At 54.5% G+C, this 24,911-nt stretch carries 22 protein-coding genes and 1 pseudogene; 8 read left to right on the forward strand and 15 right to left on the reverse strand.

The genetic code is table 11. From position 1 onward, the window contains the following. Nucleotides 1–64: 64 nt before the first annotated feature. Complete coding sequence (dprE2, locus tag GP473_RS09075) at nt 65–823, forward strand: decaprenylphospho-beta-D-erythro-pentofuranosid-2-ulose 2-reductase (RefSeq protein WP_185770529.1); 759 nt, start codon at nt 65–67, stop codon at nt 821–823. Here dprE2 and GP473_RS09080 read toward each other — a convergent pair. Further along, nucleotides 816–2,207, reverse strand: coding sequence for an MDR family MFS transporter (locus tag GP473_RS09080; RefSeq protein ID WP_246394788.1), 1,392 nt, complete (start codon nt 2,205–2,207; stop codon nt 816–818). The two genes, dprE2 and GP473_RS09080, sit on opposite strands and share 8 nt — an antisense overlap. A gap of 317 nt (nt 2,208–2,524) precedes the next feature. After that, entirely contained in the window at nt 2,525–4,156 is a 1,632-nt protein-coding gene (locus tag GP473_RS09085) for a sugar transferase (protein ID WP_185770531.1), read from the reverse strand. A gap of 488 nt (nt 4,157–4,644) precedes the next feature. Between GP473_RS09085 and GP473_RS09090 the strand changes: the two genes are divergently transcribed. Further along, nucleotides 4,645–5,925: a hypothetical protein gene (locus tag GP473_RS09090; RefSeq protein ID WP_186276886.1), complete on the forward strand. Its 1,281-nt coding sequence runs from the start codon at nt 4,645–4,647 to the stop codon at nt 5,923–5,925. A 31-nt stretch (nt 5,926–5,956) separates the two neighbouring features. Here the strand turns inward: GP473_RS09090 and GP473_RS09095 are convergent, their stop codons facing one another. The 5 genes from GP473_RS09095 to GP473_RS09115 all read right to left on the reverse strand — a co-directional run bounded on the left by GP473_RS09095 (nt 5,957) and on the right by GP473_RS09115 (nt 12,539). Then, nucleotides 5,957–7,168 carry an acyltransferase family protein gene (locus GP473_RS09095; protein ID WP_186276887.1) on the reverse strand — a complete coding sequence of 404 codons (1,212 nt, stop codon included), beginning with the start codon at nt 7,166–7,168 and terminating at the stop codon, nt 5,957–5,959. A gap of 3 nt (nt 7,169–7,171) precedes the next feature. Continuing rightward, entirely contained in the window at nt 7,172–7,981 is an 810-nt protein-coding gene (locus GP473_RS09100) for a WecB/TagA/CpsF family glycosyltransferase (protein WP_185770534.1), read from the reverse strand. A gap of 110 nt (nt 7,982–8,091) precedes the next feature. After that, the gene (locus GP473_RS09105; RefSeq protein ID WP_186276888.1) at nt 8,092–9,708 is read right to left on the reverse strand and encodes a hypothetical protein; all 1,617 of its coding nucleotides are present in this window, start codon (nt 9,706–9,708) and stop codon (nt 8,092–8,094) included. A 95-nt stretch (nt 9,709–9,803) separates the two neighbouring features. Next, complete coding sequence (locus GP473_RS09110; RefSeq protein ID WP_186276889.1) at nt 9,804–11,075, reverse strand: polysaccharide pyruvyl transferase family protein; 1,272 nt, start codon at nt 11,073–11,075, stop codon at nt 9,804–9,806. Between the two features lie 15 nt (nt 11,076–11,090). Beyond that, nucleotides 11,091–12,539 carry a tyrosine-protein kinase domain-containing protein gene (locus tag GP473_RS09115; protein WP_185770537.1) on the reverse strand — a complete coding sequence of 483 codons (1,449 nt, stop codon included), beginning with the start codon at nt 12,537–12,539 and terminating at the stop codon, nt 11,091–11,093. Nucleotides 12,540–12,888: 349 nt separating this feature from the next. Here GP473_RS09115 and GP473_RS09120 point away from each other — a divergent pair, with 349 nt between their 5' ends. Continuing rightward, nucleotides 12,889–13,737: an arsenate-mycothiol transferase ArsC gene (locus tag GP473_RS09120; RefSeq protein WP_186276890.1), complete on the forward strand. Its 849-nt coding sequence runs from the start codon at nt 12,889–12,891 to the stop codon at nt 13,735–13,737. Between the two features lie 197 nt (nt 13,738–13,934). On the opposite strand, the gene GP473_RS09125 is transcribed toward GP473_RS09120, so the two are convergent. Next, nucleotides 13,935–14,459, reverse strand: a complete 525-nt coding sequence (locus tag GP473_RS09125) for an ROK family protein (RefSeq protein ID WP_186276891.1) — start codon at nt 14,457–14,459, stop codon at nt 13,935–13,937. A 96-nt stretch (nt 14,460–14,555) separates the two neighbouring features. After that, a complete protein-coding gene (locus tag GP473_RS09130) occupies nt 14,556–14,984 on the reverse strand; it encodes a MarR family transcriptional regulator (protein WP_186276892.1) in 429 nt (142 codons plus the stop codon). A 142-nt stretch (nt 14,985–15,126) separates the two neighbouring features. Between GP473_RS09130 and GP473_RS09135 the strand changes: the two genes are divergently transcribed. Further along, on the forward strand, nt 15,127–15,375 hold the full coding sequence (locus GP473_RS09135) for a hypothetical protein (protein WP_186276893.1): 249 nt from the start codon (nt 15,127–15,129) through the stop codon (nt 15,373–15,375). A gap of 59 nt (nt 15,376–15,434) precedes the next feature. Then, entirely contained in the window at nt 15,435–16,166 is a 732-nt protein-coding gene (locus GP473_RS09140) for an ABC transporter ATP-binding protein (RefSeq protein ID WP_246394793.1), read from the forward strand. A 108-nt stretch (nt 16,167–16,274) separates the two neighbouring features. On the opposite strand, the gene GP473_RS09145 is transcribed toward GP473_RS09140, so the two are convergent. Both GP473_RS09145 and trxA read right to left on the reverse strand, forming a co-directional pair. Further along, a complete protein-coding gene (locus GP473_RS09145) occupies nt 16,275–17,045 on the reverse strand; it encodes a PspA/IM30 family protein (RefSeq protein WP_185770543.1) in 771 nt (256 codons plus the stop codon). A gap of 107 nt (nt 17,046–17,152) precedes the next feature. Beyond that, nucleotides 17,153–17,542: pseudogene (gene trxA, locus GP473_RS09150) on the reverse strand (thioredoxin); the annotation flags it as partial. 182 nt (nt 17,543–17,724) lie between these two features. Between trxA and GP473_RS09155 the strand changes: the two are divergent. Continuing rightward, entirely contained in the window at nt 17,725–18,231 is a 507-nt protein-coding gene (locus GP473_RS09155) for a hotdog fold domain-containing protein (protein WP_185770545.1), read from the forward strand. A 31-nt stretch (nt 18,232–18,262) separates the two neighbouring features. On the opposite strand, the gene GP473_RS09160 is transcribed toward GP473_RS09155, so the two are convergent. Then, nucleotides 18,263–18,688: a FluC/FEX family fluoride channel gene (locus GP473_RS09160; protein ID WP_185770546.1), complete on the reverse strand. Its 426-nt coding sequence runs from the start codon at nt 18,686–18,688 to the stop codon at nt 18,263–18,265. Further along, on the reverse strand, nt 18,675–19,424 hold the full coding sequence (locus tag GP473_RS09650; RefSeq protein ID WP_313770455.1) for a CrcB family protein: 750 nt from the start codon (nt 19,422–19,424) through the stop codon (nt 18,675–18,677). The genes GP473_RS09160 and GP473_RS09650 overlap by 14 nt, the downstream gene beginning before the upstream one ends. Before the next feature lie 108 nt (nt 19,425–19,532). Between GP473_RS09650 and GP473_RS09170 the strand changes: the two genes are divergently transcribed. Then, nucleotides 19,533–20,024 (forward strand): MarR family winged helix-turn-helix transcriptional regulator, encoded by a 492-nt coding sequence (locus GP473_RS09170; RefSeq protein ID WP_185770548.1) that lies wholly within the window; start codon nt 19,533–19,535, stop codon nt 20,022–20,024. Between the two features lie 120 nt (nt 20,025–20,144). On the opposite strand, the gene dnaB is transcribed toward GP473_RS09170, so the two are convergent. Both dnaB and GP473_RS09180 read right to left on the reverse strand, forming a co-directional pair. Further along, on the reverse strand, nt 20,145–21,599 hold the full coding sequence (gene dnaB / locus GP473_RS09175) for a replicative DNA helicase (RefSeq protein ID WP_185770549.1): 1,455 nt from the start codon (nt 21,597–21,599) through the stop codon (nt 20,145–20,147). Between the two features lie 97 nt (nt 21,600–21,696). Next, complete coding sequence (locus tag GP473_RS09180) at nt 21,697–21,924, reverse strand: hypothetical protein (protein WP_185770550.1); 228 nt, start codon at nt 21,922–21,924, stop codon at nt 21,697–21,699. A 676-nt stretch (nt 21,925–22,600) separates the two neighbouring features. On the opposite strand from GP473_RS09180, the gene GP473_RS09185 reads away from it, so the two are divergent. Next, nucleotides 22,601–24,217, forward strand: coding sequence for a flavin-containing monooxygenase (locus GP473_RS09185; protein ID WP_185770551.1), 1,617 nt, complete (start codon nt 22,601–22,603; stop codon nt 24,215–24,217). Nucleotides 24,218–24,911: the final 694 nt, after the last annotated feature.

Here is a 24,911-nt window from a genome sequence, read left to right on the forward strand (position 1 = left end):
GAGCGCGTCAACCTACAAGTGAGGATAATTCAGCGTTTTCCCCATAGTTCAAAAGGAGTTTTTTATGATCAATGCTTGTGGTAAACCACAGTCCATTTTGCTACTCGGCGGTGCCTCCGACATGGGTCTGGCTGTTGTCGAGGAGTTTCTCTCCCGCGGTCCGGCTCGCGTTGTTCTGGCTGCCCGCGAGGGCGAGTCTTTAGCCGACGCCACATCTCGTCTCGAACGAGCAGGTGCCTCTTCCATCGATACCGTCGCTTTCGACGCCATTGATTTCGACTCCCACCCCGCCGTGTTCGACGAGATCTGGTCTCAGGGTGACATCGATCTCGCTATCGTGGCTTTCGGCGTCTTGGGCGATAACGAGGAACAGTGGACCAACCAGAAGTGCGCTGTTTTGGCCGCCCAGGTCAACTACACCGGCGCTGTGTCCGTTGGCGTTCTGACCGCCGAGCGGATGAAGAAACAGGGGCACGGCCAGATCGTTGTCTTCTCTTCCGTCGCCGGTGAGATGGTACGCCGTTCTAACTTCGTGTACGGCTCTTCCAAGGCCGGAACCGATGGTTTCTACCGCATGCTCGGCGAAGCATTACGCGGAACCGGAGTGAATGTACTCACCGTCCGCCCTGGTCAAGCGCGCACGAACATGACGAAGGATCTCGACGACGCCCCCTTGACCGTAGACAAGGAAGATGTTGCCAAAGCCATCGCTAAAGCGGTGGATAACAAAAAGACCGTGATCTGGGTTCACCCTCTATTCCGCCCAATCATGCTGGTCTTGAAACATCTACCGCTTCCGATCCTGCGTAAGCTGCCTATTTAGCTGCGCTTTCAGCCGCCTGGCGCTTCGGCACATCACGCAACACGTCGAAGCGCAGGAAAACGCTTATCAAGAGCGCGATGATGGAGATCACCACGCCCAGCAGGAATGCAACGTGGATACCGTGGCTGAGGATCTCTACCCCATTTACCCCGACATGACCTTTGGCATAGGAAGCAGACCCAAAAGTCATTACTGCCACGAAGATTGCAGTGCCCGCACCTCCAGCGACCTGTTGGAAAGTGTTGAGAATAGCTTGTCCGTGGGAAGCCAAGTCATGAGGTACGGCAGCCAACGCGTTGGACATCAATGGGGTGAGCATAAGTGCCACGCCGAGATTCAACACCATGGTGCAGGCTACCAGTAGCCACACCGACGATTGCTCATTGAGCGAAGAGAACCCACACATGGCCAAGAGCAGCATGAGCGATCCAGGGATGATGAGAACCCGGATACCGTTGGCGTCGTAAAGCTTGCCCACAAACGGGCCAGCCAGACCCATCAACAAACCACCCGGCAATGAAACCAGGCCAGTTTGCAACTCGCTCAGTCCCAAAACATTTTGGCCGAACAGCGGCATAAGAATGATGAAGCCGAACAGCGTGGAAAAGCTGATCAGCATAAGGCACAAAGATAGCTTGTATTCCCGGTTAGCCAAGGGGGTGAGGTTCAACAGCGGTTGCTTATTGGCAGCCACCATCTTCTTCTGACGGGCAAAGAACGCACCTAAAAATGCCAGAGCCACAACCAAGATGACGACACGATCCCACGGCACACCCTCAGCCAGCTGTGACATTCCAGCCAAGCCATAGATCGTTCCCGCAAAGCCAACAGCGGAAACAAGCACTGACAGAACGTCGAGGGATAGACGGGATGGTTTCTCAAAATTCTTCACCTGCGTCACGCCCACGAGCAAAGCAATCAACACCAGCGGAACCACCAGTATGAAGATCCAACGCCACCCAAGATGCTCTAGCACCAAACCGGAGAACGTCGGCCCTACCGCAGGCGCTACCGCGATGACAACAGATACAAAACCCATCACGGAACCACGGCGCTCCACAGGAACCAAGCGCATGATGGTGGTCATCAACAGGGGAATGACCAGCGCTGATCCGGAGGCCTGAACAATGCGGGCGAAAAGTAGCACCACGAAACTCGGAGCAAACGATGCCACTATCGTGCCCGCCAGGAACGTCAGCAGCGCGAAGCTGTAAATCGCGCGCAGGGTGAAGCGCTGCATGACAAAACCGGTTGTTGGAATGATGACCGCCATGGTGATCATGAATGAGGTGGTCAGCCACTGCGCCTGATCGGCGTCGATACTGAATTCGCCCATGAGCACCGGCAGTGCGACGGTCAGTGTGGTCTCGTTCAAAATGACCACGAAAGCGGCAGTTACCAGTACACCTATGAGGAACCCCGGCTTAGAATGGCGAGAATCCGCTGGGGTCACACCTCGGCTCTGGTGTTTGGCGCCGTGCTGCGAGGCGCATGATTCATGATGTTCAAAGCTAGTGCTTTGAAGGGTCCCGTCGGAATCCTTCGATCCATTCATTCTGGTATGGAACTCCTTTACTCACTCCTCATAAAGGGAGCGCATCGGTTTACATAGAACCAGACCATTTTATTCCGTGAATAAGGCAAACCAAATCCCGTACCACCACCGGGGTACAGACGGGGTAGGGGATAGTCGTGGAGAAACTAGTAGGCTCCTACCTTGCCAAACACCGCTCTGAAGGTGCGTATAAGGATGACTAGATCTAGTGCCAGAGACCAGTTTTCTGTGTAGTACAAGTCCAATGAGATCGCTTCCTCTGGGCTGAGATTAGAACGGCCTGAGACCTGCCACAGACCAGTCATACCGGGGTTCACCGTCATACGGCACCATGCATAGTGGTCATAAAAACGAACTTCACGGTTCAATGGGGGACGAGGCCCAACCAGCGCCATGTCACCCACGAATACATTGAACAACTGCGGAAGCTCATCGATGCTGAAACGGCGGATGAACTTTCCAACCTTTGTGATGCGAGGATCATCCTCCATCTTGAATAAGAGCTGTTCACCACCGTTTTGCTTCACCAGTTCCGCGAGCTTCTCCTCCGCATCCACGCACATAGAACGGAACTTCCACATGCGGAAGATCTCTCCATTCCGACCGACCCGCTCCGCACGGTAGAACACCGGTCCACCATCGCAAAGCTTGACTGCCACGGCCGTGACAATGAGCACCGGCGACAGCAACAAAATGAGTAGAGAAGATCCCACCAGATCAGCAGCTCTTTTTACAAAGCCATTGGCGCCAATGTTGCCGGGCGGCTGTATTTTCAGGGTAGGTACACGCAGAACACGCGAGGTACGGATGCGTGCGGGGTTCATTTCCGGCATGGAGGGGAAAAGGTGAACCGATACTCCTAGTGGGGCACACGACCACGATAATCGACGAAGGCGTTCAGACGATGGTTTATCCGGCGTCATCACCACGATGGCATCGACATCTAAATTGCGGAGGGAATCGCCGTTGAACCAGTGAGCAGTTTCCACCACCTGCCCATCATGGTCTATGACGCCAGATTCAAAGTCCTCAATGAACATGAAGCCAACGATTTTCCCCTTCTCTGAAAGCTCGTCCCACTCTTTCTTGTCATGCGATTCAAAGGCACTGCGGGTGGTCATGACCAGCACACGCGGACCAGTCCCTCCGAGCAAAGTCTTGCGCAGTAACGGAGCGGCCACGACATGCGAGATGTAGATACCGATCAGTCCCAATGGCAGCACGACGCAGGAGACATCGAGCATGTACTGCCAACGGAACAGGGCGCCCACAAACGAAGGCAGAAGGTAGGCCATCGCGGTAGCGCGTGTGATGCGGTAGATCACCAGTAGGCGATCGCGGTGAACATCGTCGTCATCATAAATGTGCGTGGTGCTGAGGAACAGCATCCACAGAGCCAGGATGCATAAACCCATAAGAAAACGCCACACCAGTGGTATCCGCATCAGGTCATCCTCAAAATAGCCTTGAGGGGCAACATCGGTGGCATAAAGAATAAACAAAACGATAAACGCTGCAAGGATGATCGCTGCGTCCATCACCTGCATGATGGTCATGAAAAGCGATCGTCGCCGGCGCCGATCCCACGTTGCCCAGTTCTTCTGATAAAAGTCCAGAGGGAACCAATCGAAGTCCGCAGGGCGATCGACGTATTCTATACTCTTCGGCTTACGCTCAGAACGGCTCTTTGCCTTAGTCTCGCTCGCGCTAAAAAGCCTGCCGAAAGGCTTGTTCAGCGGAATGAACCTACGCGCAATAAATTGGGAATGATCGCTCATTATTCACGTCTCTATCGAACTTGCTCATCGATCAGTGTGGAAGCGCACGCACCTGCGGTACCGGAGCACTTCCCTCGTGTAGTCAGCCAGAAGTTTCACTTCAGCGAAGTGACGCTTGTGGATACCTGCTTCGCGCTCAGAATATAGAGCGAGGCGGAATTAATAAATACCTATCGGAAATTATTACCAATTTGTGCACCAATTCTTGTTTCAAAACAAGATAGTACAGACATGAAAACTTCTTGGACTTCCGAACTAATCTCTACGCACCAGTCTTTTGCTCCTTCCCCTCTGCCCTTGTTGGATTCTGAAGCTCAGCGCCTTTCGCTGTAAATATAACTCCGAAAAACGTGAGTTTAACTTGCCGTCAAGAAGCTTTAACCTACATTTAACCCATCACTTCGCCCCCTCACATAGCGCCTACAAATACTGCGTCACTGCACACCAGAGACTACTCTGAGCAGAAATTGGAATGAAAGGCATCGTTAGTGAGCCAAAAATTTAAAGCATTGAGGCAGCTTTTAGCAATGGGGTGTGGGCTGGGACCCGGTTTTCTTCTGCCGCTCGTCCTAGCTTTTCGTATGGACGCCCAATTATCGGATCAGATCCTCGCTCTACTGACGATGAGCATCGTGGGTACTGCGGCGATCACCGTTGCGACAGAATCCCATGGCGTCGCCAAACTGGCATGGAACCGCGCCCACGGAATTCCCTATGCGGATGCCATCTCCTCGGTGAACCGCACCATGCTCCCCAAAGGCGCCATCGCCACAACTTTGACGGCCATCATAACCGCCACATCGTTCCTATTCAGTCGCTCCGTGTCGCTCTCCTTAGCGGTATGGATCTTCGTCTTAGCCATCGGAGTGTTTGTCACCTGCGTTGCCTCGACCTACGCGGCGGTGCTGATCCTCAATGAAAAATCACACATCCCACTAGCCTTGCAGGGCTTACGCCATGTTCTCCTCATCGTCTTCGTATTTCTTTGTCCAGAATTCGGTATTGCGCTAGTCATTGCGTATGTCTCTGGCGAAATTCTTCGCACCCTCATTCTGGCGTTCATCACTCGCCGTTTCCTCGCCACACACTCAGAAGACGCCGCCCCCCACACAGAAGAAAGACATCTTATCAACGAACAACCCACCCGGAACGCCACGGAAGACGGCCTCTACCGCCAGTTCATGGCAAACGGTGTCTCCCAAGGAAATGTGCTCATTGAGCGCACCGCTATTTCCACACAACAAGCGGGATCTCTCACGCTCTACGATGTAGCGGATAAGATCACCTTCATATTCATCCAGGGTGCCTACTCATTATCAGTACTCCCAAAGATGGGTTCGTGGGCTCAGCTGGCTGGAATTGGATCTTTTGCTGAAGCTCGCACCCGCTTCAATGCGGATATGCGCCCCCTGCTGCTCCGCATGACCATTGTACTCATCCCCTTCGCCTCCATCAGCGAGGCAGTGTCCCTGTTCGCTCCCGTCCATAGCTCCGTGGCGACGACCGCCTCCTACTTAGGCATACTGATGCTGGCTGCTATACCAACCACCCAGGTTATGGCACAAACGCGCTTCCTCGTTATGCTCGAGGGAACGCGCTACTTACTTCCGGTGACGTTAGTGGGATTGCTCATCATGTTCACCGTGGGTTTGGGGCTCTTCTCTCTCATCGGTGTGATCGGTATTCTCGTAGCACGGTTGACCTACCGCATCGTCACCGTATTCCTGTTCCAGCACTTCATCCAGCGCCTAGCGGAACCGGCGGAATAGTCCGCGCCCCCACGTCTGCTGCACCCCTCGGCTATACGGGATGGCCTACCAGCTTTGCTACGATGCGCGGACGAGCTCTTTCAATCGGGTTTTCCACCCACGTCCACACGAGCAACCCGGCGCATACGCCAATGGCGGTTTTCACGACAACAAGGACGACAAGCGGGAGATCGTTCAAAGCCGGAACAAGGTAGATGACAAGCAGCGCAGTGGGAAGATGCGCCAGGTAAATCGAATAGCTGGCACGTCCCACCGTCTGAATCCACTTCAGCGACCACAGGCGTTCCATCACATCCCCCACCGCGTCGGCCGTTGGAAAGAAGCTGTAGGCGATGATCATTGCAATGCCCAGTGACTGGAAAAAGTAGCGGCCTGTGTCTTGCCAGATGGCACTGCGCGGAGCGGTGGCAAGCACGAAAATAGCCACGCCCATGAAAAGTAGGGATAAGCGTCTCCACGAACTTCCTGAGCATGAATCCCCCATGGCGTGCGCAGGACTCTGCTCAGTGACGATGCTGTCTTGCCTCCACTCATCTATGCGGCTCTGCGTTTCGTTGCCTTGTTTTTGTGTGGCCTCGTCGTGTGGTTTTTCTCTGTCTGCACTGCTCTGTTTCTGTTTCCGACGCATCACCAACAAGCAAGCAACGATGCCGATGGAAATACTATCCAGACGAGCATCGGTGGCGTAGTAGAGGCGATCGAATCCTGCTCCCTGATAAGCCAAAACGATGCGCAATATTAAGGAGAATAACGCCACTACCGTCGCGACCCAGAACAGGTTGCGCCGAGCCCTCTGCCCACGGATCAACACCACCCAGATGATTGCAAAGCCAATGTAAAACTGCTCTTCCACGCCCAGGCTCCATGTCACATGGGATCCGGGAAGTCCGCCCTCGAAGGAGTAGGCAGCAAACCAGTTATAGACGAAGAAAATCTGCGCCAGTAGTGGGCCAAAGACCTCCCGATGCGCAACACCATAGAGGAGCGTGGGGATGACAATGCAGACAACAAGCGGCGGTAGAAGTTTCAGTAAACGCTTAACATAGAAAAGTTTTACGTCGAAACCGTTCGTCTTTTCGTATTCCCTCATCACCACATAGGTAATGATGAAGCCCGAAATGGTGAAGAAAACGGTAACGCCCGCTCCTCCCGGCACCAAGTTTCCCGCACCCGCATGCGAGACCACCACCAGCAGCACAGCACATGCGCGAAGTGCATCAAGAAGTTCAAAACGCTTCGCCATGACCTATTTTCCCACGCGCTGTCTGTGAGCCATGGCACTTGCGATCACGCCGAGAAACAGAGGGCCGACCACCACATACCGATAAGCCAGTCGCTTCGGTTCCTTCATTAAGCGATAAACCCACTCGAGACTAAGGTTTTGCATCCATTCAGGGGCACGTTCAACCTCTCCAGCAGCGAAGTCCACCGCAGCACCGGATCCGATGTACCACGCTCCGGGGAGTACCTCGCGGAAGTCCTCGACCCACTGCTCTTGTTTCGGGGAGCTCAAGCACACAAAAACGATATCCGGCTGCAACTCCACGATGCGTTGCGCCGCTTCATCGAAGCCGCCCGGTGCGAAGGGGACCGATACGCCAACGATGTCCAGCTCTTGCCCGTTGCTTTCTGTGAGGTTGGCTATCGCCTGTTGCCTCACGTCGTCGCGGCCGCCTACCACGGCAATGCGCTTTCCCGTTCCCCTCGCCGCTGTCGCGACGCGAGGAAGAAGGTCCGCACCGGTGATTCTGTGGATATTGTCTGCGCCTAGCTTTTTCAAAAGAATCTCAACGGGTTTGCCATCCGTGAGCAATATCTCGGCTGTCTGAAAAACTTCCCGCCACTGTGCGTCGAGCACCAGGCGATTAATGTGATCGACGTTGGGTGTGATGACCAGCTTGGGTGTACTGGGTGTTTCTGACAGAAAAAGAGATACAGCTTCGGCTGCAGTACCCGGAAACACCGGGCGACCTAGTATTTCTGCTTTGGAACTCGACCTATCCACGGTGAGGAGGTTGAATTGCTGCAGAAGGCGAGCTACTGACGTAACGCTCATGTGATTATCGCTTTCCTTTTCGACCGCGAACTCTATGTCGAACTCTATGCTCTGGAGCGCGAAGTCATTTTTATGAAACTATAACAGCGGGGCCTGTGAGACTAAGCGCCTCAGCGGCTGCGAATCGCGCTCCGCGGCCGTAAGGCGCTGTCGTTTTTGCCTCCACCACCAGCCCAGAAGATCTTTTTCCCGGCCGTTGTCGCCGTGCGCACAGGCGCCAATCCACACAAGAGACCGATGAAGAAAAGAGCGGGGATAGCCACCGGAGCTCCAAAAAGCGACTCGGCAAAGAAGGAAGCCGTGGCGAAGGCAGCAAGAACCGCCGTCGCCTCCTCCGTGAGACGGGGCAACACCACAAAAGTCATGACGCTGAGAAACAAGACGGCCAGCAATCCAAGCTGATACAAATAGGTACCCACAGCGCTCTCCCCGCCGGATCCCAACCAGTCGCGCGGAGAGATATCAGGGTTATACAGGCGGTAGAAGTTGCCACCACTACCCACTCCGTGCCCCAGGGGGGACGACGCCAATGAATAGATGCCGCTTAGTAAACCAGCGTTGTGAATCGACGTGCTCTCCCCACCCGAAGCACCCACGGGGTCCGCGAGAGCAGCCGGAATATAACCAATGCCTTGAACAGCAGTGGTGTACGCAAAAGTAGCCCCAATTCCAAAAGCGATAGAACAGATGAACGCCCATAGTTTGCTCCACCCCACGCACGAAAAAACATAGCTCACCACACCAGCGGCGATCATGAGCAAACTGTTCTTCGTAGAAGCCAAGATGATTACGCTAAAGCCAGATACCACCACAAAGAAGCTGAAAAGAACAATGCCCCGTGTACATTGCCTCGTCCGCACAGCACGCATGAAGATAATGGCTCCATGAAGCACAACGAATGTGGCGACGTAACCGGCTGTGACCGGCTCCATGAGAAAACCACCGACACGGCTCAGTTCAAAACCTGCAAAAACCGTCGTCTCCGACAAGGAATTCAGTCCTGGAAGAGCGTCTGCATGGAGAAAATGACGCCACGCCTCAGTCCCCATGGACAATTCCCCCAGCGACCCCACTAAGAGAATGGCGGCTGTCACTCCCACAAGCCATTGGGAGTAGAGTTGCCCGCCGAGATCACGCACGGGGTCGCTCAAGGCAATAACCACAAGTAGGGCAATAGGTAGGGCAAAGTTGCGAGCATTCGCTACAAAACTGCTGTTAAAACCAGCATTATGCACAACTAGTACCACCGCGTACACGGCGAGTATGGCGAGCAGCCAACGGTTGCCTCTGCTCCTCCACCCATGTCGATAAAACACCACCAACGCAACAGCTGCGACAAGGATCGTCTTCGCCTCATTGACAACGATTCCCACTTCGCCATCGTTCCCGTGGAACAGTCCCAACAAAGTGTTCTGCAATAATGCGGCCGATACTGCGGAGGCCACCACCGTAGGCATGTCCACCATTGCAATGACCACTCCCAGGCCGAGGATGAATAGCAGCGCGAAAGCCGCCGAGATAAGACCGAACCGACTAGGAAACACGCACAGCGGAACGGCGAATATGATCATCGTGGTGACAAGGCCAATGGTGATACGGAACAACGACCACATCACACCCGTCCGGTCATTGCTAGCGGTGCGTCTGCTCTCATCAACAGAATCGACAGGAGCAGCCTCCACGCCCCGGGGTATTCGCCGGGGTTTAAGAACAGAGTTCATAGTCATTGTCCCTGCCACCTATATCGCGGTTGGAGAAATGGGCGGCGTCGAAGGTTGAAAAGATGGACACCACCACGCGGTGAGGAACCAGCACCATCGCATCAACACACACCGACAAAGTTTTCTTGCGAGCGTTGCCTCAACAGACCCACACCTTTGCGTAGCTGGGCAGTCCGCTCTTCGGTGTGATCCATAGCATCCGCAATACCGACTTCGAGAGCCTCACCGCAACCAGGCTCAGGGTTCACGGCGTAACTGGGAAGCCCGACGTCAGTAAGTAGTCCCTCAACCTTGCCGTGCGTAGCGAGCACCACTGCTGGCGTGAGCTGGTTCATCGCCAAAATCGCTAGGTGCATGCGCCCCGTCACCACACAATCAGCTTCTCGAGCCAGCATGGCGATCTGTGCCGGGGAATACAGCGTGTCTAACGCGATATAGTCAATATTCGCTTCATCTAGCTTCTCGGTAAATGCGTTGATTGCTGCTATGTCATCACCGCCGACATTAGCCACGTGAGGAACCAAAACCACCGTGCGCCCACGCTGTGCACACTCGGAGCAAACCCTGAGCATGTCGTCGGAGATATCCATACGCGACGCAATAAGCCCGGAGACGTTGACCAGCACGTAAGGAGATGTCACCGCTACAGGGGGTTCGGGCTCTGACTCCCAATCCAGTGAGAACACCATATCCGCACCAAAAATGGGCTCTAAGCCCGTGTCCTTGGCAAACCTGCGAGCGCTCACGGAATCGCGAACAATCACCCGCACACCGGCTTCCAATGCCGCTCGTGCCGCATCGATAACCAATGGGTCGACGTTCTCCCCCCAGGAAAAACCAAAAATACGGGTATCAATTCCAGCATGTGCTGCAGCAGCGGCTAGTGACCAACTTTTGACCGCAACACCACGCTGATATCCCCCGTCGATTATGTCAGCTCCAACAATTCCCAAACGCCCTGTTTTGCGCAGAGATTCCACCCATACCCCGAGAGCCTTCCGCCTAGCGGAGCCAGAGCCGTAGATGAGAGAAGTGGCGTCGAAAGTCTTCACACCGGCGGGAATACGGTAAGTCGACTCAGCTTTCACCCCCACTTCAATGGAGCCTGGGGTATTAGCCATGATGGAATCGAGCATCGCCTGGTCTCCGATGTTCGACATGCCTGTCGAGGCGATAACCGTCATTCCTGTTTTTTCCACATCACCTAAGTGAGCTGCTTCCACGCTGGCTCTGTCGGCAGCCATGATCCGACGGAGCACGGTGTCGCGGTCACGCACGCTGAGATACCGTCCCCGAACTGCCTTTGCGAGGCGGATAATCCCCCGCGGAGCGGTGCTCTTCGCCTGCTCTTTGAGCTTGCTGTATATACTCATTGCTCCTCAGCCCGATTATGCCTTTGAACCCTGAGGTTCTGGCTGGTAATTGTAGTGAGACTTCTTCGCCCGGAGCTTCGCGCGTCCTAGAAGAATGCCGAATATTGGTGCTTTTACTTTTTCCAATGCGGAGACTGTTTTCACCAATTGGTCTTGGGAAGTCTTACCGGCATTCACCACGATGACCGTGCCGTCGACGTGCTTGGCAACAGCAACCGCATCGGCAGCGACGAGTACGGGCGAGGTGTCCAGCACAACGTAATCAAAGTCTCTCTTCAGTTCATTGAGCAATACCTCAAGCCTGTGAGAAGAAAGGATCTCCGTGGGATTAGGCAGGCTATTACCGGCAGGCAAGACGCTTAAACCATCATCTCGGGTGATGATTGCGTCCTGAGTTGTCATGTCGGAGTTGAGCAGGTTAGACAAGCCGCGGCCTTGTTCAATACCGAGGTAGTCAGCCACCTTAGGGCGTCGCAGATCGAGTTCTGCGACGATTACCTTGTGGCCTGCCTCGACTAGTGCTGATGCGGCATTAATTGTGGTGACGGTCTTACCGGATTCTGCGTCCGGCGATGTGATCATCACAGTTTTGGAATCTTTGTCGATGCCCATGTAGCTGAGGTTGACAGCCATCTCACGATAGGCCTCGGCGGTACGTGAATAGCCAGACTCGAAGTCGGCCAATTTCTTGTCTTTCAAAGTGGCATCTTCAGGAACGGTAGCCAGCAGGGGGAGATCAACAATGGCATCGACATCCTCGGGGGTGCGCAGGCGCCGATCCGCAAAGTGAATAATAAGTGCGAGGAAGAAACCGAGGATCAATCCAAGGAGCAGCCCGCCGGCGGCATAGGACCATCCGCTTGGGCCACTGGGCGCTGTGGGAACCTGTGGAACGTTGAGCTTTTCCGCGTAGAACGCGGACTTTCCTTCTTTCTTCGACTTCTTGGGGGCTACGGTGAATTCACCGTTTTCGTAGACGTAGTAGGTTTGGTCCGCATCGGCCTTGTCGTCCTCCGACGCACCATTCCTCGAAATCTCAGACACATATGCACCCATGACCTCGAGTGAAGCATCAGCCAAGCGCTGAGCGTCCTGAGGATCCTGACCGGTTGCTGTGATGTCGATCAAGACTGATTCTTTACGGGCCTTGGCTGTCACGCTGCGTTGAATATCTTGGACCGTGGTTCCGTCGCCCAGCTTGTCGGCAATACGCTCCTCCACTGCGCCCGTGTTAATAAGGTCGGCGTAGGTAGCGGTCATAGCCTGTGCGGCTTGTCCTGCCTGGAGCTGATTCAGCGTGCCGCCTTTTTCAGCAGCTGCGGAGACATATAGCGTCCCGCTGGAACTGTACTGCGGCTTCTTTGTGAAGCCGTAGGCTGCGCCCGCGATGCAAAATACCACGGCCACAAGCAGAATGATGAGCCATCGTTGCTTGAAGAACGTCTTGATCTGGTTCAATTCCACAGCAGGTTTACCTCGGTTTTATTTGCGCTATGGCAACGTGGTTGTAGAGTTTCTGCAGGTTCTTGGCTGTATGCGCGTATTTCCGTACGGCTTTCGCAAGCTTTCTGCAACCGGCCACCATATGGGTTGTATCTGGGACACTACGTATAAAAATATGTTTTACGGTTCCTTGGCATGAACCTTAATCCAGACGAAAACGAAACCCTAGGGGGGCAACAAAATTCCCCCCTTCTGTAACATTTTGTTCATATTTGACGATGTCTTTCGTTTACCTCGCCGTCCACTCCTGGCCATAGTATCGCCATACGGCTCACTCCATAGTCCTGCGTTACACCATTAGACTGTCCCTATGATCACATCGATTATGGCGGTCTGCACGGCGAACCAGTGCCGCTCCCCGTATATCGAACTTCAGCTGCGTCACGCGCTTGCCGCTCTCTCCCCCTCTGTGGCACACGCCGTCACCATTTGCAGTGCAGGTACCCAAGCCACCAACGGGACTTCCATCCATCCATCGACTGCACGCACCCTTCTAGAACAGCTCCCATCTACGACCCCAGATCACACCCTTTTCGCCTTTTCCAACCAGCCTTCTTCCAATCTCGATCAGGCCACTTCTGCTCCGGGGCTGCCTGACTTTACTGACGATCACATTATTTCTACTAACCGAACCTTAAGCGGCTTCCGCTCAACCTTCCTCACCCCGAGACTTGCCCGCCAACAGGACCTCATTCTCTGTGCTACAGATGCCCATCGCCAGCAAGTAGTGCGTCGCAGCCCCGCGATGACACACAAAACCGTTGTCCTCGGCCGTTTGGCAGAATCTCTTCGCCTCCTGCAGGGCAATGCCCAGATCGATTCTCTGGCGACTATTGAGGACACCGCTCGGACCACCACTCGGGGCCAGCCGCAAAATGCCGTTCAGAGCACTCCACAGGGCACCGCGTCCCAGGGCACCTCTCCTACCACGTATCCTGTCGCGCACATCCCGGATCTTTCCACCCTCCTCCACACATTGCCCTCACTTCCCGGCGATCCCGCCTCTTTCGATTGCCCTGATCCCATCGGGCGCTCCGAGGATTTTTTCGACGCCACCGCTGCACGACTCAACCGCGACATAGAACCCATTGCCCGATGGATCGTGGCTTTGCACACCAAACAGATCCACAGTAACGACACTGCGGCTGCGCGTGAATAACGTGTTGTGATGACGGGCTGATTGTGGTGAAAAGCTGGTTATGATGCCTAGCTCATGGGGTTCCCAAGCTGATTGCGATGCCTGACCGAGACACAAGAATCTATCCTCCGCCACCCTGCCTGCCGCTCGGCGCACCATGCACATCGTCGCCCAATGGGTCATTCCAAAAACGATGTAGCGCCACGGTGCGCGCTGCGTCAAAGACAATGCCGGGACCAGCCGGCTTTTGCTAGCAAGTCTGCTCGCTCATCAAGCAAGGCACGGGTAGCTTCATCCCTGCGCGCTCGACTCACAAGTTCCTCAAAATCCTTACACTCCCCCAAGCCGCGTTGTGCCGCAGCTCGAACAAGAGCCGTATTGGAGACAGGGATGGCGTCGGGAAAAGAGGGCAACGAACCTGACTCGGCAATCATGCGAAAGGCAAGGGAGTCTCCGCCAACGTAGGGGTGGTGAACCCGTCCACCGATAATCCACGCATGGGAGATGACATCACGGGCGTGGAAGTAGAGCGTGGAACGAAAATCCCGATCCGGCCCGGTGCCCCTCGCAGCGGAGAGCACATGCGTGGCCAGCTCATGGCCAGCCATCGCACTCACACCGGTAGACACGGTGAGGGGGATATGTGGAAAGACCTCCGTGAGCTTAGCTGCAGCAGGAACTCGATCCCACCCGTAAATCGGTGATGTCACCTCGCCCTCATCGTTGACATGGGCGGAAAACACACACCGAGGCTCATGGGGCGAGGAAGCAACGCGCTGAATAATGTCAACTCACGGGCGAGTGTGGATAATATCTCCTCCGAGGAAAGGCTCGGAATATCAAGGGCGATACGGGTGCGACGTGCCGTTCGCCCAGCACCATCGACGGCAATGAACGCGGTTGAACGTACCCCCCACATGCACTCCAATAGCGAGGATGTGTGTAGCGGTGGCATGCAACAGGGTGGGAATTCTGCCATTTTTCTTCCGTCCGTTCGGCTCCTCATTGTGCGCGACTTCCCGCGCGCGCCCTGATGCAAAACCGCCCCATGCTCGCCCTGGTGCAGAACTCTGTGCGACTAGATTGGCCTCAATGAGAGCGGAAACGTGACGCGTGACAGTTGGTTGGGAAAGTCCCAATGTCTGGGATAGATGGGATCGGTCGATTCCCGGCGCGGTTCTTATCTGGTGGTAAATGCATGCAATAGGGCTGGTAGGCAAGCGGAAGTCTGCGATAGCGCTATGAGCGTGCTGCATTGTTGGGTCCATTCTTTTAGCCTAAATCACTTATAGACCTCTCTGTCTATTTAGCGCAATAAATCTACGCCGCTCCCCGTAAATAAACCACTTAATATTCACGATGAATGGATATCTGGAGTCGAAACTAGACTATGTGGTCTACTTCTGAGCAGTGGCACAATACAAAACCAATACCGATGACTTCGTCAAGGCCATCGCAGCACAAGCCAACATCTCAGAAGACAGTGCACGTACCCAACTAGACGGATCGCATTTTTATACCGCAAGTGAGCAACCTACGGCGTTGGCACAGGTCAAAACGGCTCTATTCCACACTGCAGAGTTCCTCCACTCGGAAGGGGAAATTGGCGAGCCGGAAGGCCAAGCACACTACGCACACGCTGTCACATATGGCGGATAGAAAACGTCCACACACGGCAGATAGAAAACAGCCTCGGCTGAGGCATAAAAGGAACACCAATGGCAACCACCACAACCTTAAAAGTCAACAACGTAGGACAAACCTTCACCACGAATACTGGACAGCGCGTCGAAGCCCTTCGCAACGTCACCCTAGACATCCCTCCGGGACAAATCATGACGCTCGTCGGGCCGTCAGGCTGCGGAAAATCCACCCTTTTGAAGATCATCGCCGGCTTCTTCCCACCGTCTCACGGAACTGTATCCGTCCTGGACTCTCCCGCGGCCTCTCCGCGACGCACCGGCTCAAATGCCGATCTTGGTTCCGGTTCACAATTCCATCGTGAACCGAAGGCCACCATGTCCCTCACCGAGCACATCATCACGGAACCGGGACCCGATAGAGGAGTCGTGTTCCAACAGCCGACCCTCTTTCCGTGGCTCAGTGTCCACGACAATGTGCAGTTGGCGTCGGAATTCGTTAAGGATACGGAGTTGCACGACGCCCAACGGAACAAGGCCACACAACTTCTCGACCTCGTCGGCCTCAGCAATGCAGCCGAACGTTATCCCCATGAACTCTCCGGCGGCATGCAACAACGGGCACAAATCGCCAGAGTCCTAGCGAGCATACCCAAAACGGTACTGATGGACGAGCCTTCAGCGACCTCGATCCGTTCACTCGGGAACAGCTACAAGCTGAACTGCTTCGTATATGGCACCAGGATCAGCCAACAATTATCTTCGTCACCCATTCCGTTGAAGAAGCCATCCTCCTCGGCCACAGGGTGATCGTCATGGCCGCTAATCCCGGACGCATTCTGGCCGATGTACACGCCGAACACATTGCGATAGAACATCTCGACGACCGTGAATCCATCACGGCAACCGGAAAAGCAGCTACTTCCCGTGGGTATCCTGCCCATCAGCAGAGTTCAGCTGCTTCTTTTCCTCAACCATTTGAGCCCGAAGCTCCTCTAAACGGGAACTAGCCTTCATATCATGTCCCGCCTGAGAGATCTCCTGCATCCGCCCCTGGACAGAATTCTCCACTAACTCCTGAGCACCCAGAGCTCGAGCGTAGCGCTGCTCGATCTTATCCCGCACACCATCGAGCGTCGGCACATCCTCGTCAGCGCACACACCATTCAACTGCTGTACGGATTGTGCAACAGATTCCTGCATTGCCGTTTGCGCTACCTGGGAACGCAGCTGAGTGACCTGCTGCATTTGCTTCTGCAGCCGCATCTCGGACTGTTTTTGTTGTGCCTCGGCCTGTTCCGCCGCCTGCACAGCCCCAGCATGGAGTTTTTTAGTCTCGGATAGCTCCTGTTCCACCGTGACCAACTGCGACGCAAACACCTCAGCCGTCTGGTTAAACTCTTGAGCTTTAGCGGTATCACCTGCTGCAGTGGCCTCGTCGGCTCTTTTGATTGCGGCTCGGGCATTCTCAGCCAGAGTGCCAGCATCCTCCTGCAAACGGTGCATCTTCATCTCCAACTGGTTGCGGTTGCCGATGACAGCAGCAGCGCTCTTAGTCACCTCCGCATGCTGCTTCTTTGCAGCCTCCACCGCCTGATCGATCTGAACGTTCGGATCTGCGTTCTCCTCGATCTTCGTATCGAGGGACTGCATGAGATACTTCCAGCCCTTGGAGAATGGGTTAGCCATGGCGGTGACTCCTTGTTGGTAATTCCCTATACGTACCGCGCCAGATCACGGCACACCGCCCAGCGTAGACTTTCCCTTCACTCAATGCATGGGCGGCACATCCTCGATTATTGCTGTTGAGCCTGTGCTTGGGCCTCTGCAATCTGCGTGCGAACAGCGTCCATGTCTAGCGCCTCGGCCTTGGTGACCAGGTCTTTAATCTCGCCTTCGCCGATGAGACCCGATACTCGTTCCAGCAGTACCCCATCGCGGAAGAACATGATGGTCGGGATGGACTGAATACGCAACGCAGCTGCTAGTTCCTGGTTTGCCTCTGTATCAACCTTGCCAAACGTCACTCCCGGGTTCTGTTCGGACGCCCTTTCAAAGATCGGTCCGAATCGCTGACACGGGCCACACCATTCAGCCCAGAAGTCCAGAATGGTGATTCCCTCTTTCTCGATGGTCTCTTTGAAGTTCTGTGCTGTGATCTCGACGGTTGCCATATGCCGAAAACCTCTCTGTTGACGATTGTATTGGCAGTTGTTTTAAGCCTGCTGTTGTCAACGATACGCACGTCGGTTTTTATTCCTCCGGGGGCAGCTGCTTTTTATATTCATGCTTTTGTGTTTATGCTGCCGGGTTCGAGCGCTGTGAGTTCATGTCTCCGAGTGCCGTTGCTTTGACTAGTGTTGTGTTCATGTCTTCTAGCTTCGACGCCAACAATAACCCCTCGCCGACCTATGCCATGTGGCAAAAGTTATCGAACAAGCCCGGGGGCAAAGCGTTATTCTCCGCCGGCGTGTGCATGAAAGCCCCCTATTTCGCCACCATACTGCCCTACATCATCGAGATGCGCCCAGGGTACGCTCAGGTCAAAGCGCCTAAATGGTTTGGCGTCAACAACCACATCAAGACATTCCATGCGATTGCTGCCTGCAATGCCGCCGAGACCGCTATGGGCATGCTTGCCGAAGCATCGATCCCTAATACCCACCGATGGTTGCCGATGGGTATGCGCACTAAGTACGTCGCGAAATCCCAAGGCGGGCTGGTAGCAACAGCAACAGCGGAGCTTCCCGACTTCGCACAGATCACCAAAGAATCTGGTGGTCAGAAAGTCACCGTGGTTATCGAGTACAAAGATGCCTCAGGTAATGCTCCAGTAGAAGCCGAGATCGATATCTGGGTGACAGCGAAGAAATAGAAATCGCCCAATACCGCCGCCCAAGACCCCACTATCTCCCGGTGAGCAGAGCGCCGAGCTCTATCCCGCACCACACCAGCGCACATGTTCCAAAAAAGCCTGCCAGGCTCACCAGCACACTCATCGCCTGGTTAGCAAATGCCTCGCTCAGGCTAGAGGAATCCTTGACACTATTGACCATAGCGGTAGAAAACGTCGTAAACCCCCCAGTGAGCGCCAGGAAAAAGGCACATACATAGGCGGCATCGCCCCGACCTCGCGTGAGGGCAACCTCAGCAGTCAGTACTATAACGAGCGCCAATACGGACGTACCGATGGCATTGATTCTGTTTACGGCACGCAGAGGTGACATTCCGTGAACGTTCTGTAAATACTGATCCAGCAGGAAACGAAGCGTAGCCCCGGCGCCACCACCCACAAGCATCACGAGTGCTATTCCAACATTAGCGATCCCCATGTGCAGCGTCCTTTCGTCGATGGTCCAGCACCGTTTCGTTTTGGTCGACGAGCCGCACCCCAGGAGGAATTCCACGCCGATCCCCTCGCTGGATCCCCTCCTCCGCATCCGGCTGCTCACTAAGGCGGCCACTTCTTCCAGTGCGGTTCGCTAGCTGTAGACCTGCCCCTGCACAAACGATCCCGATGATTAGCGACACATAAGCGACAAGCACCGCGACAATCGTGTTACTCATGGTCATTCTGAAAACAGAGTCGATTTCTCCATTTATCACGGCTCCTCCAACGGGGGATTCGGCCACAGCTTGACCGAATACCACGGCTGGACTCACCGCCGCACTACCGTTCAGAAGCGCACGTGGGAAATTTGGAATTAGTGTTCCGGCTATCGACGAAAAACTCGTGAAGCCTCCCAGAAAACCAGTGCCGAAAAAATTCCGGTAATTACTTGTCCCGTCCGGAACTTTGCCCACGAGGAAACCCAGCGCGAAAGCGCCAAGGATGTTCACCAAAGCAAGGGCTAGCGGCGTCGATAAAAACGGAGCTAGACCTGCGCGCACCGCGGTGGAAAGCAGCACTCCCAAGGCGCCACCACAAAAGACGAAGTAGAGAGCCTGCCGCTGAGGCATCCATGTGCGATGCGACGAGCGATCCTTCCGAGCTGGAGTCATATTCGCAGCGTACCCCAGTGGGGTGTGGTCACCACCTCCGCCTGTGCTCGGTGGATAGTAGATCATCACTGCTTCCGCTCGAAAAAATTTTCCACTCGACCTGCGACGATAGAAAATCCCCCACCTCGGCGAGCACCTACTAGATCACCGAAAATGATGTGCAATAATGTCCGCATGACCATTACGCCTATCTCGCGCACACAGAGTGGACAGCCCTGGCTGTCCGATAAAGAACAGGCTCTGTGGCGCGAGTGGCTCCTCGTCACCCGACGCATGGAAAGCGTTCTCGCCAAAGAATTACTGTCACAATCGTCTATCTCCTACGCCGACTACGCTGTCCTAGTACACCTCTCGGAAAGCGCGGAGGGGCGCTACCGCATCGCAGCTCTGGCGGAGTCTTTAGATTGGGATCGCTCTCGTCTTTCACACCAGATCACGCGCATGGCCAAACGGGGTCTAGTGCGACGCGAAACCTGCAGCAACGACGGCCGTGGCGCATACGTGGCCATCGAAGAACATGGGCGCAAGATTATTGCGGAGGCTTCCCCTGGACACGTCGCGGGAGTTCGCCGGCACATGTTTGAATTAATTGACGAGGATGAGCAAGAGACGCTCCTCCACATCCTCAAAAAACTCGCGGTGCAGTTCACCGATTCTCAGGACTAACCCAGGTTCCCTGGGACTAATCCAGTTCCTTAGAGGAACGCGGTTTCCCCGGCACCAACCCGCCTACCCAGCTCCCTGCAGCTGCGCAGTGGGCCCATGCGCTGCCCAAAGCAAAATCTTCTATGCCTGTCCCACACCAAAATCTCGAGCCATGTCGGAGAATTTCGAGTACTGCAGCTGGTGCGCCACAGTGACCGTGCCTATCGGTCCACCGCGGTGCTTTGCCAAGATAATGTCCGCCTCGCCGGCACGCTCGTGATCACGGTTGGAGCTGTCTGGGCGATTTATGAGCATGACCATGTCGGCGTCCTGCTCCAGAGAACCTGATTCACGCAGATCAGAGACGCGTGGGAGAGCATCATCTCCGCGCGATTCCACACCACGATTCAGCTGCGAAATTGCCACCACGGGTACATCTATTTCCTTGGCTAGCAGCTTCAATTGGCGTGAAAACTCGGACACCTCCTGTTGCCGCGATTCCACTTTCTTGCCTGAACTCATCAGCTGCAGGTAATCAACCACGATCAACTGCAAGTCATGCTGCTGCTTCAAACGGCGGGCCTTCGCGCGGATTTCCATCATGGTCAGATTCGGTGAATCATCGATGAATAACGGCGCCTGGTCGATCTCGCTGATTCTTCTGGTTAGACGTTCCCAGTCAGCATCCTCCATTTTTCCTCCGCGCATAGCAGATAGGTGTACTTCTGCCTCCGCGGAGAAGATGCGCATCATCACCTCGGACTTCGACATTTCCAGGCTAAATAGTGCGGATGTTTTGTTGTGTTTAATCGAACAGCTGCGCATGAAGTCCAATGCCAGTGTGGATTTGCCTACGCCCGGACGCGCAGCGACGATAATCATTTGACCTCCGTGGAGCCCATTGGTGAGGTCATCGAGATCAACGAATCCCGTGGGAACACCTAACGCCAGTCCACCCTCGTTTTCTTTTTCATCGAGTTCGGCGATAGTTTCATCCAACAGCTCGGAGAACACTTGATAGTCCTGGGACGAGGCTTTATCAGTGATTTTGAACATCTCCTGCTGTGCATTGTCCACAACGGTATCGACCTCTGCGCCTTCGATACCGGAGTATCCGAGTTGGACAATCTTCGTCCCGGCCTGCACTAGACGGCGTAGGACGGCTTTTTCTGCAACAATGTTCGCGTAATAACCAACATTGGCGGCAGTAGGGGTGCGCTGGATGATGCTATGCAAATACGGCGCTCCGCCTGCCCGGTCGAGCTGACCATCTCGGTCGAGTCGACTAGCCACAATGACCGGGTCAACTTCTTTACCTTCGCCATAGAGCCTGAGAATGCAATCGAAGATCAACGCATGCCCCGGGCGGTAAAAATCATCCGTTACTAACCGCTCTACTACCTCGGCGATGGCTTCCTTATCGAGCAGCATGCCGCCGAGAACTCCCTGTTCTGCCTCAATATTCTGAGGCATTTGGGGGCCAAGATCCTGGATCTCTCCACGGAATTCACCGTCATACTCGCCTCGGTCATTCGCGCGCTGATAACGCTGACCGTAGCTATCTCCGTATGGCATACTCTGACCCTGTGTGTTCATGTGCCTTACTCTAGCGGGCGGTCGGACATTCCCGATGAGAGGGCGTTTACTTTTCCCTTCAGGTCACATGTCAAATCATAGTGCTGTCGTGCGGTAATTAGCGATCGTCAGGGTGTGAGCTCTTCTCCCACCTTTGTTCCTGCGATGCTTGCTGCGCGTGAGCGGACTGACTCATATCCATCGTGTAGTAATCCTGTTGCGTCATCGGAGGATCGTCGAGATGTTTGCGGGAATTGAGATACCACCAGATGCTCACGCTGCCAACGGTAATTATCGGGGTGAAAAGGAAGAAGATCAGAATGATTCCCCAGGTATCAAAGCCCATTGTCTGCTGCCTCCTTCTATAAGACTGCTGTGGTTTTAAGGACGTTACGCGATCCTTATGACGCTTGCTCCGCGCCGCCCGCGGCCTTCCTGAGTTTCGCGTACTGCGCACTATCTAGCATTCCTCAAATCCACGGGCTTGTGACCGTGTATCTTCCTTCTGAGCCTCAGCCGCCAACCATGCGCTTATCCCCTGCGCGGGGTCATGCAGCATGTGATGATCTTCTGGCACTACCGTGCGTCATGCAATCCCTGTCACACTATTTTCACTACTTTTCTCTTGCCGAGACTACTCCTCATTCCCATTCCTAAAGAAGTTATCCACAAGCTTGTGTGGATAACTTGTGGAGAAAGTGTGAAGAAAGTGGATTTCCCCAGCTCGCCTTGTGGATAACTCTCGTCCTTTTGTCGCTCTCACCTGCATGTTTCCATAAAAACGCAGGTCACAGCCCCAATGTTGCGTGTCCGTTGACAACAATTGACAGTGGATAACTTGGGGAAAAGTCAAACCCGCAGGCCATCGACAGCCGGCTTTTTATACCTGCAGGTCACGCGTTTGTTGCCTTTTATACATCCCATTCATCTACCGGCGTGCAGTTTTCCACAAGCTGAGTTTTTTCTCACTAGATATGTCATTTAGCAAAACAACGTACTGCTTTATAGGTAACCTAAGCTTCATGAGCACTAAAGTTTCTCCTATTAACAGTTCCTCAGACGCTCACGATGACGCCCACGTCCACGACCTCGTCATCGTTGGCGCGGGAGTCTCCGGCGTGGATCTTGCGCACCACGTCTCCAAGCGTTTCCCACAGTGGGATTGGATCGCCGTGGATTCCAATTCTGACGTAGGAGGCACCTGGAATACCTTCACGTACCCAGGAATCCGCTCTGACTCAGACATGGCCACGTTCTCCTTCCCATTCAAGAAGTGGCCTCACAGCGGAACTCTCGGCTCTGGTTCCAATATCAAGGAATACGTCCGTGACGTTGCGCAGGAAGTGGGATTGCTGGATCGCCTGCAGCTCTCCACCTGGGTAGAGCGCGCAAATTTCCACACCGATAGTGGCCTGTGGGAACTCACGGTCAAGCGTGGTGCCAAGGGCTCGGACATGAGCGAAGGGGGCGAGGGTGGCGTCGAAGGAAAAGAATCAGGGACGCCACCCTCAGCAGAAACGGACACCATCTGGACGAAGCGCGTGCATTTCGCTGCGGGTTATTACAAGCACAGCGAAGGCTTCACAGCGAACATTCCCGGTCTGGAGAACTTCGGTGGCACTGTTGTACACCCACAGCGTTGGCCAGAAGGCCTCGACGTGCGTGGCAAAAAAATAGTGATCATCGGTTCCGGTGCTACTGCAGTGACGCTCCTTCCTTCATTGCACAACATGGGCGCAGACACTACTATGCTGCAACGCACCCCAACGTACATTGCTCCCCTACCAGAAGTTGATAGCATTTCTGCCGCCTATGGGGCTATTCTTCCGGAAAAGATTGCTGTCAAGGCTGCTCGCACCACGCACATCTGGCGTGACATGATTCAGTACTGGCTGTGCCAAGGTGTTCCCACTGTTGCTAAGGGAGCTTTCTGGGCTATGAACAGGCGCTTTATTAGCGCTAAGGAAATCAAGCAGAACTTTACTCCCCCGTACAACCCATGGGATCAACGCGTCTGCAAGGCTCCGGGCGGCGACATCTTCAAAGCCATCAATGATGGTGCGAAGGTCGTGACCGCTCGCATCAAGCAGGTAGAGGCCGAAGGTGTGCGCTTGGACGATGGCCGGCTACTGGAATGCGACATTCTCATCACTGCAACTGGTCTGAAGCTCCAGACCTTCGGCAACGCAGAGCTTGCCATAGATGGGGTGAGCATGAATATCCCAAGCCTAGTGAGCTACCGCGGGTTGATGCTCAACGCACTGCCAAACTTCAGCTACACCATTGGCTACTTCAACCAGTCTTGGACTCTCCGCGCAGACATGGTCTCCCGCTACGTCGTGGAGTTGTGGAAGGACATGGAAAAGCGTAATCAGCGCTTTGCCACTCCCCTCCTGCCTCAGGGCGTCAAGGCAGAGTTGCCTCTGCTTGAAATGTCGTCCGGGTACATCCAACGTTCCGTGGATGAGCTACCGCGCCAGGGTGAAAGCGATCCGTGGCGTATCAAACATGACTATGTATATGAATCACGGCGTCTGTTGTCGTCGGATCGCGATCACGACATGGCCTTTGACTCAGACGCTATCGCGGCTGCCAAGAATCTCGCGCAACAGGGGCAGGCCACGGCAGTGGGGGTGTAATAGCGCTTAATCCACCCGGCTTCCGGCAACAGGGTAACCCGCCGCGTGCCGAGAAGTGATTGTAAGACAGACGCATTTACTCAGGTAAATGCGTCTTTTTACTTTCTAGTTTCGTACCTCTATTTGATTATACCCACTATTTTCCTGGTAATGATGGGCAGATCCTACTATGACTAATCCCTTTCGTGTAATTACCCAAGTGATATTTGGCCACCTCCCCCCTCGTCATTCGATTTCTCGTCGGCCTGTGAATAAGAATCATCGCACAGTGATTCCGCAGTTTTTCCCGATGAAGTGAACCTTCGCCACGGCTCTCCCCCAATGAAACTTTCAACAATGACCACAGAGGGACGCTGTGCTGTCATGAGAGTTGGCCCCAAGCGTTCCGCCGAGAAAGAACACCTGCGCAAACAATCGACACAGACACACCGACGCACATACACCGAAGGCCCTGAGCCGATTCCTCACCACACCATGGAGCCATGGGCGTTTTCGAACCAGCGCAGGGCCTGTATGAGGCGTGCTGTTGTCTATATGTCTCAATGTCAGTGTGCAAAAACCTGATGTGAAGCGTGACAAGTTGTAGTCAGTCGGGGTGTCTAAGCCCAACTGAGAATAACTTCACGAGAGCTTTTGCCGTTGTTTAAGCAAGTACACACGTAGCAACCGTGCGTAAAAATTTCACGCAAGGGCT

This window comes from Corynebacterium anserum, assembly GCF_014262665.1.
In the GTDB taxonomy this organism is placed as follows: Bacteria; Actinomycetota; Actinomycetes; order Mycobacteriales; family Mycobacteriaceae; genus Corynebacterium; species Corynebacterium anserum.